The following is a 1,058-nucleotide window of genomic DNA, read 5'->3' on the forward strand; positions in this document are numbered from 1 at the left end:
TATTTAGTGCAGAGGTTAAAGTTACTCGGACACTCTCTTGTCCTATAAGTTTATCAAATGATGACGGACGATATTTTAGTGCTAAAACTTCACTCAAAGTAAAACCTTTTTTGTTATATTGTATCCAAATTTAACCATTTTTTTGCAATATTTTTTAACCCATCGGGATTTTCAGTTGCAAAAAACTTTATATCCGTTTTTTCAAAAACTTTTTTTAAATCATATTCATTTTTTAAAAACTCTACAACAGCATCTCCGGAGTGGATAAGTTTTGAGTTTGGGAAGTGTTTAGACAAGGCATCAGCTATAAGTGGAAAGTGGGTGCATCCTAGTATTATGGCATTCGGTTCATCTATATCTTTAAAGTAGTGTTTTATAGTGCTTTCTAAAACAGCTCCGCTAAAGAGTCCCTCTTCAACGATAGGAACAAAGAGTGACGGAGCTATGGAGAAACTATTTTTATATCCCTTTTGCTCTAAAAGATTTTTATATTGGTTACTGTTAATTGTTGCTTTTGTTCCAAGTATAAGGATAGAGGAGTTTTTATCTTTTAAAGAGTTTTCTACTGCTAGGACTCCCGGATTTATAACTCCTGTTACTTTAAAAGGAGCCTCTTTTTGAAGTTCATCCAAAGCATAAGCACTAACGGAGTTACAAGCTGTTATGAGAATATCTATATCAAAGTTTTTAAAAAACTCCAGTGCTTCAAGAGAGTATCTTATGATAGTATTTTTATCTTTTACACCATAGGGAACTCTTGCAGTATCCCCATAGTAGATGATTTCACTAAAAAAACCACTCGAAAGAAGAGACTTTACAACAGTAAGTCCCCCAACACCACTATCAAAAACCCCAGCTCTCATACTTCCTATTTCCTACTTCTCACTTTCTATTTACTAACCACCAACCACCAACCACTAACCACTAACCACTAATCACTATTATGCTCCATCATTCATGATAGATAAAAACTCATCATTATCTTTAGTCTTTTTCATTTTTGAGTATAAAAATTTAAGAGCCTCTATATCATCCATCTGACTCATAGCAGATCTTAA

At 33.5% G+C, this 1,058-nt stretch carries 1 protein-coding gene; it reads right to left on the bottom strand.

Annotated features, from left to right (window positions below; translation table 11 throughout):
* Positions 1-113: 113 nt before the first annotated feature.
* Positions 114-863 carry a glutamate racemase gene (gene murI / locus AC3WVG_RS12265; RefSeq protein WP_488798401.1) on the bottom strand — a complete coding sequence of 250 codons (750 nt, stop codon included), beginning with the start codon at positions 861-863 and terminating at the stop codon, positions 114-116.
* Between the last annotated feature and the right edge of the window lie 195 nt (positions 864-1,058).

The sequence above is a fragment of the Desulfovulcanus sp. genome, from assembly GCF_982781345.1.

What these genes read in the sequence shown, in the direction of transcription:
- murI (WP_488798401.1), bottom strand. Translation starts at nt 863, where the DNA reads ATGAGAGCTGGGGTTTTTGATAGTGGTGTTGGGGGACTTACTGTTGTA.